The sequence below is a fragment of the Phyllobacterium sp. genome, from assembly GCF_037994405.1.
Classification (GTDB): domain Bacteria; phylum Pseudomonadota; class Alphaproteobacteria; order Rhizobiales; family Rhizobiaceae; genus Phyllobacterium.
Map to the genome: position 1 here is coordinate 1 of NZ_JBBNAN010000392.1, position 6,136 is coordinate 6,136.

General features: G+C 57.9%; 8 protein-coding genes. 5 read left to right on the forward strand and 3 right to left on the reverse strand.

The annotated features are described in order from the left end of the window. A partial coding sequence (gene acnA / locus AAAC48_RS21775) for an aconitate hydratase AcnA (RefSeq protein ID WP_340656195.1) occupies nucleotides 1-2,123 on the reverse strand: 2,123 nt, incomplete at its 3' end. 288 nt (nucleotides 2,124-2,411) lie between these two features. Between acnA and ccmA the strand changes: the two genes are divergently transcribed. From ccmA to AAAC48_RS21800, 5 genes are read left to right on the forward strand one after another with little or no spacing between them, the layout of a single operon-like run. Next, a complete protein-coding gene (ccmA, locus tag AAAC48_RS21780; protein ID WP_340656196.1) occupies nucleotides 2,412-3,020 on the forward strand; it encodes a heme ABC exporter ATP-binding protein CcmA in 609 nt (202 codons plus the stop codon). Further along, nucleotides 3,020-3,685 (forward strand): heme exporter protein CcmB, encoded by a 666-nt coding sequence (gene ccmB, locus AAAC48_RS21785; RefSeq protein ID WP_340656197.1) that lies wholly within the window; start codon nucleotides 3,020-3,022, stop codon nucleotides 3,683-3,685. Before ccmA ends, ccmB begins: the two co-directional genes overlap by 1 nt. 47 nt (nucleotides 3,686-3,732) lie before the next feature. Then, a complete protein-coding gene (locus AAAC48_RS21790; protein ID WP_340656198.1) occupies nucleotides 3,733-4,500 on the forward strand; it encodes a heme ABC transporter permease in 768 nt (255 codons plus the stop codon). Next, entirely contained in the window at nucleotides 4,497-4,670 is a 174-nt protein-coding gene (gene ccmD / locus AAAC48_RS21795) for a heme exporter protein CcmD (RefSeq protein ID WP_340656199.1), read from the forward strand. Before AAAC48_RS21790 ends, ccmD begins: the two co-directional genes overlap by 4 nt. Next, nucleotides 4,667-5,266, forward strand: a complete 600-nt coding sequence (locus AAAC48_RS21800; protein WP_340656200.1) for a DsbE family thiol:disulfide interchange protein — start codon at nucleotides 4,667-4,669, stop codon at nucleotides 5,264-5,266. The genes ccmD and AAAC48_RS21800 overlap by 4 nt, the downstream gene beginning before the upstream one ends. An 8-nt stretch (nucleotides 5,267-5,274) precedes the next feature. Here AAAC48_RS21800 and AAAC48_RS21805 read toward each other — a convergent pair whose 3' ends face one another. Continuing rightward, nucleotides 5,275-5,700 (reverse strand): hypothetical protein, encoded by a 426-nt coding sequence (locus AAAC48_RS21805; RefSeq protein WP_340656201.1) that lies wholly within the window; start codon nucleotides 5,698-5,700, stop codon nucleotides 5,275-5,277. A gap of 102 nt (nucleotides 5,701-5,802) precedes the next feature. After that, nucleotides 5,803-6,136: septation protein IspZ (locus AAAC48_RS21810; protein WP_340656202.1), on the reverse strand; the 334-nt coding region annotated here is incomplete at its 5' end.

The window sequence follows — 6,136 nt, forward strand, 5'->3', positions numbered from 1 at the left end:
TACTGGTTGAAGTCGAGTGGTGCAACGCCGTGGTCCGTGAGGTATTTGCCGGCTGGCGACGCAGCCTTGATCGAACCCGCCGGGGAAATGTGGTCGGTGGTGATCTTGTCGCCGAACAGGCCGAGGATGCGAGCGCCCTTGATGTCGTTGACCTTGCCGGGCGTCTTGCCCATGCCAACAAAATAGGGCGGGTTCTGCACATAAGTCGACTGGTCGTCCCACGCATAGGTTTGACCGGCTGGTACCTTGACCGCCCGCCAGTTTTCGTCGCCTTTGAACACGTCCGCATATTTGGCCGCAAACAGGGTGCGGGTAACGTTCTTGGTGATGAATTCCTGGATCTCATGCGAAGACGGCCAGATATCCTTGAGGAATACCGGATTGCCGTTCTGATCCTCGCCGAGTGGCTCGGTCGTCAGATCCTTGGTCACCGTTCCAGCGAGCGCATAAGCGACAACCAGTGGCGGTGAAGCCAGGTAGTTGGCCTGCACGTCCGGCGATACGCGGCCTTCAAAATTGCGGTTGCCGGAAAGAACGGCCGCGGCGATCAGGCCCTTGTCGTTGATAGTCTTGGAAATCGGTGCCGGAAGCGGTCCGGAATTGCCGATGCAGGTCGTGCATCCGAAACCGACAAGATTAAAACCGAGCTTGTCGAGCTCCTTCTGCAATCCGGCATTCTCAAGGTAGGCGGCGACGACCTGCGAGCCGGGCGCAAGCGACGTCTTGACCCAAGGCTTGGACTTCAAGCCCTTCGCAGCAGCGTTGCGGGCAAGCAGGCCGGCCGCAATCAAAACGCTCGGGTTCGAGGTGTTGGTGCAGGATGTAATGGCGGCGATGGCGACATCGCCGTGCCCGAGATCATAGTCCTCGCCTTCGACCGCATAGCGGGCGTCGAGCTGCGTGGTCTTCTTGTATTCCTTTTGCAGGGATTCATGGAAACCCGATGCAATGCCTTCGAGCGCGATGCGGCCTTCCGGACGTTTCGGTCCGGCCATGGATGGCACGACGGTCCCGAGGTCAAGTTCCAGCGTGTCGGTGAATACTGGATCGGCAGAATCCGGCTCGCGCCACATGCCCTGTGCTTTCGAATAGGCTTCGACGAGCGCCAGCCGGTCCTCGTCACGGCCGGATATGTGCATGTAGTTGATGGTTTCGCGGTCGATCGGGAAGAAGCCGCATGTCGCACCATATTCCGGCCCCATATTGCCGATGGTGGCGCGGTCAGCCAGCGTCATGCTTTCGAGGCCAGGCCCGAAGAATTCTACGAACTTGCCAACAACACCCTTCTTGCGCAGCATCTGGACGACAGTGAGAACAAGATCGGTCGCTGTTACGCCTTCCTTGACCTTGCCGGTCAGGCGGAAGCCAATGACTTCCGGCAGTAGCATCGAAACAGGCTGGCCGAGCATCGAGGCTTCAGCTTCGATACCGCCAACGCCCCAACCAAGAACGCCAAGACCGTTGACCATGGTCGTGTGCGAGTCTGTACCAACGCAGGTATCCGGATAGGCGACGGTCACGCCATCCTCTTCCTTGGTCCAGACGGCCTGCGCCAGATATTCGAGGTTGACCTGATGGCAGATGCCGGTACCGGGCGGCACGACGCGGAAATTCTTGAACGCCTGCTGGCCCCACTTCAGGAAGCGATAACGCTCGCCATTGCGTTCATATTCCAGATCGACATTGCGCTTGAACGCCTGCGGATTGCCAAACTCATCGACGATGACCGAGTGGTCGATGACGAGGTCGACCGGAACGAGCGGATTGATCTTTTCGGGGTCGCCGCCGAGATTGACCATGGCGTCGCGCATCGCTGCAAGATCCACGACTGCTGGAACGCCGGTAAAGTCCTGCATCAGGACGCGCGCCGGACGATAGGCGATTTCTGCACCGGCACTGCCGCGGTCGACGAGCCATTTGGCGACGTTCTCAATATCCTTCTTGAAAACCGAGCGGTTGTCTTCGAAGCGAAGCAGGTTTTCGAGGAGGACTTTCATGGAGAACGGAAGTTTGGAGATGCCCTCCAGACCGTTCTTTTCGGCGTCGGTCAAACTGTAATAGACATATTCCTTTTCCCCCACCGTGAGGGTTTTACGGCATTTGAAACTGTCAATTTGTGACATTTTGCGTTCGTCCTTATGCTGAGGCCTAAACCCGGGACGAACGCCTTTGCCGCGTTTCAAGGACGCGCTAAGGTGCGGGTGCAGTCATTTCCGCTGTCCGTCCCGCAACGGGTCCTAAACGGCACCGTATCGAGATCGGCCAAAAATGGTTTCCACACCGACCGCTGGCATGGTTGTCAGCTATATAGAGTTTTTCGTCGATCTGTGCCAGACCGACATTCGTCAAAAATGCGTGCTGCGTCGAAATGAACACGCGGTATTCAGGGATGGGTAAAAAGCGGGTCATTCATGCGGTTAATCGCCGAAAATCTGGGGGGAGAGAGGGGCGGAGAACACTTGTTTTCCGGCCTTGATTTCACTGTCTCTGCCGGTCAGGCCCTGCTTGTCACCGGCCCCAACGGTGCTGGCAAATCCACCCTGCTGCGAATCATCGCCGGGCTTCTCCCCCAGACCGACGGCAAGCTTCGGCTCGAGGGCGCACCAGCCGAATTCGACGGTCTCGTTGCAGCTGCCCATTATCTCGGCCACCTCAATGCCATGAAGCCGGTCCTCAGCATAGAGGAGAACCTGCGCTTCTGGCAATCATTCAACGGGAACGGCCCGTGCTCCATCGCCGAAGCACTCGAGCGTGTCAACCTTGGCGATATCGGTCATCTGCCGTTCGGATATCTCTCAACTGGTCAAAAACGGCGTGCGAGCATCGCCCGACTCCTGCTCAGCGAACGCCCGGTCTGGCTGCTGGACGAACCGACGGCGGGCTTGGACAAGGCATCGGAACTGCAGTTTGCGGGGCTCATGCAAGCGCATCTCAATGGCGGTGGGATCATTGTCGCCGCTACGCATCTGCCGCTCGGACTTGGCGGTGCAAAAGAACTGGCGCTAGGGGCAACCGTCTGATGGGGGCTCTGTTCATCCGTGATATCCGGTTGGGTCTGCGCGCTGGGGGCGGCCTACTGATCGGCATCCTGTTCTTTCTCGCAGTCATAGCCGTCATTCCCTTTGGTGTCGGCCCCGACTTGAAACTGCTTGCCCGCATTGGCGCTGCCATGCTGTGGATCGGCGCGCTGCTTGCGACCTTGCTCGGGCTCGACCGGCTGTTCCAGGCAGACCGAGACGATGGTTCACTGGACCTCCTGATCATGGCACAGGAGCGGCACATGCTGGCTTTGACCGTGCTGATCAAATGCCTGGCGCATTGGACAGTGAGCGTGCTGCCGCTGGTAATTGCCTCGCCGCTGCTCGGCCTGTTCATGAACATGGAGCCGGCAGCAATCGGTGCGACGACCCTCACGCTGCTGGTGGGCACCCCTGCGATCACGTTGATTGGTGCTGTGGGCGCGGCGGTCGCGGTTTCGCTGCCGCGCGGCGGCCTGCTTGTCTCGGTGATTATTCTGCCGCTGACTATTCCGGTGTTGATTTTCGGCGTGTCTGCGTCCTATGGCGCAGTTGAAGACCCTGCACCCTTTCTGGCACCTTTCCTTATTCTTGCTGCTATTACGCTGTTCTTTGCAGTTCTGGGACCATTGGCAGCGGCGGCAGCACTGAAATCCTCGGCAGACTGACAGAGAGGTGAATTGCGAAAAGGGCGCCAGAAAGCTAAGAGAACATTATGAGCGGTGCAGTTTCCAAAACCGGACGATGGATCGATATGGCCAACCCGACAAGGTTCTTGAGCCTTGCGGGAGTCATTTTGCCTTGGCTCGGCGGACTGACGATCATTGTCCTTGCCGTCGGGTTCTGGATGTCGATGCAGGCGCCCGACGATTACCAGCAGGGCGCGACCGTCAAGATCATGTTCATCCACGTGCCTTTCGCGTGGTTGTCGATGATGTGCTACACCATCATGACCCTTGCCGCGCTCGGCACACTGGTCTGGCGCCATCCATTGGCGGATGTGTCAGCAAAGGCTGCGGCTCCGATCGGGGCGGTGTTCACTGCACTTGCGCTGATCACGGGTTCGCTGTGGGGCAAGCCCATGTGGGGCACATGGTGGGTCTGGGACGCACGCCTTACGTCTGTTTTCGTATTGTTCCTGATGTATCTCGGGATCATTGCGTTGACCCGTGCTATGGACGACCCTGCTAAATCAGCGAAAGCCACTGCAATTCTCACACTGGTTGGCTTCATCAATATTCCGATCATCAAGTTTTCGGTGGACTGGTGGAACACGCTGCATCAGCCCGCCTCGGTATTTCGCATGGGTGGTTCGACGATCGATTCGTCGCTGCTTTGGCCGCTGCTGGTGATGGCAATCGGCTTCACATTGCTGTTTTTCACTCTGCACGTCATGGCGATGCGTAATGAAATCTGGCGCCGCAGGGTCATTGCGATGCGCCGTGTGGCGGCACGGCGCGCTGAACGGAGGATAGCGGAATGATGAACCACACAGGATTTATCATCGCCTCCTATGGAGCTTCTTTCCTTGTTCTGGCCGCATTGATCGGATGGATATTCATCGATCAGCGCACTCAGCGCCAAGCGCTACAGGAACTCGAAACGCGAGGTGTCCGGCGCAGATCCGAGACGAAGGCGGACAGCACATCGTGACCGGACAGGAACAGGTGGAAAATACGACGCGCCGGCGCGGCTCACTGTTTGTCTTCTTGCCGCTCATACTGTTTGTCGTGCTAGCCGGTATTTTTGCTTTCCAGCTTGCATCCGGCCGTGATGAAACCGTTATCCCCTCGGCGCTGATTGGAAAACCTGCCCCTGACCTGTCGCTGCCAGCCGTGAGTGGCCTGTCAAAGGACGGACAACCGGTTCCTGGCCTAGATCCAGCAAGCTTCAAGGGTCAGGTCACGCTCGTCAACGTCTTTGGTTCCTGGTGCGTGCCATGCAGGGTAGAGCACCCGCTTTTGATGCAGCTCGCACAGGATAAGCGGATTCGTCTGGCGGGATTGAACTACAAGGACAAGAACGAGAATGCCTTGCGTTTCCTGAGCGATCTCGGAAATCCCTATGCGGTCATCGGTGCAGATACGAATGGCCGTGCCGCAATCGAATGGGGTGTCTACGGTGTGCCGGAAACCTTCCTGATCGGCCGCGACGGGATCGTTGCCTACAAGCATGTCGGGCCCTTCACGGAGGAGTCTATCCGCAGCGATCTGATGCCCGCCGTTGAGGCCGCTCTGAAGGTGAAATAACGGGTCTCTCAGTTTTCCAGCATGGCATAATGTCTTACCCAGCCGGCAGCGCGAGTCGCGGCAGTCGCTGTGCTGTCACAGGCGTGGGTAAGGGGGACGGTGATCATCCGATAACCAAAGCTTGTCTTCGTTGCAACCGTAACCGGCGCATCGATCGGAGTACCAAGGGCAAGCGTTTCGATCGGCCGGTCGACGGCGGGCGCCGGAACGGTGAAAGAGCGGCTGGCCATGGATGTGCCGGGGGTGGATTTCACCGTACAGGTCGCAGTGATCAGCGGATAGTCGACCTTGGTGTTCTGACGGATCTGGCTCTCCTGGTCAGCGCGGCAGCGCTCGATACTGGTCCAACCGGCATCCGCGGTTTTTATGTACTCGCAGATTTTCGCATCGCAGTCGCAACCCATCAGGGTCATCACGATGAGAGCCGTTTTCATGATTGCGCTTTCTGACGATTCGTTGCCGTTGCAGCGATTCTTGAGCGCGGATCGCGGCGGGATTTCGTCTCGAACCCGCGGAAATTGTGGCAGTTTGTAAAGTTATGTGTCTTTGCGCGCTGATTTTTCGGGCGCCGCTTGTTCGATCGAATATTTCATCACCAGCGGCATCTGTGCAAACGTGAAAAGCAGCGTGATTGGCATTGTGCCCCAGACCTTGAAGGCTACCCAGAAATCCGTCGAGAAGCTGCGCCATACGGCCTCATTCAACACCGCGAGGAACAGGAAGAAGATACCCCAGCGCATGGTTAATTTGCGCCAGCCCTCAGCGTTCAGCTTGAAGGCGCTGTCGAACACGTAGCCGAGTAGCGATTTGCCGAAATAAAGACCCCCGAGCAGAATGACACCGAACAGCGCGTTGATAATGGTTGGCTTC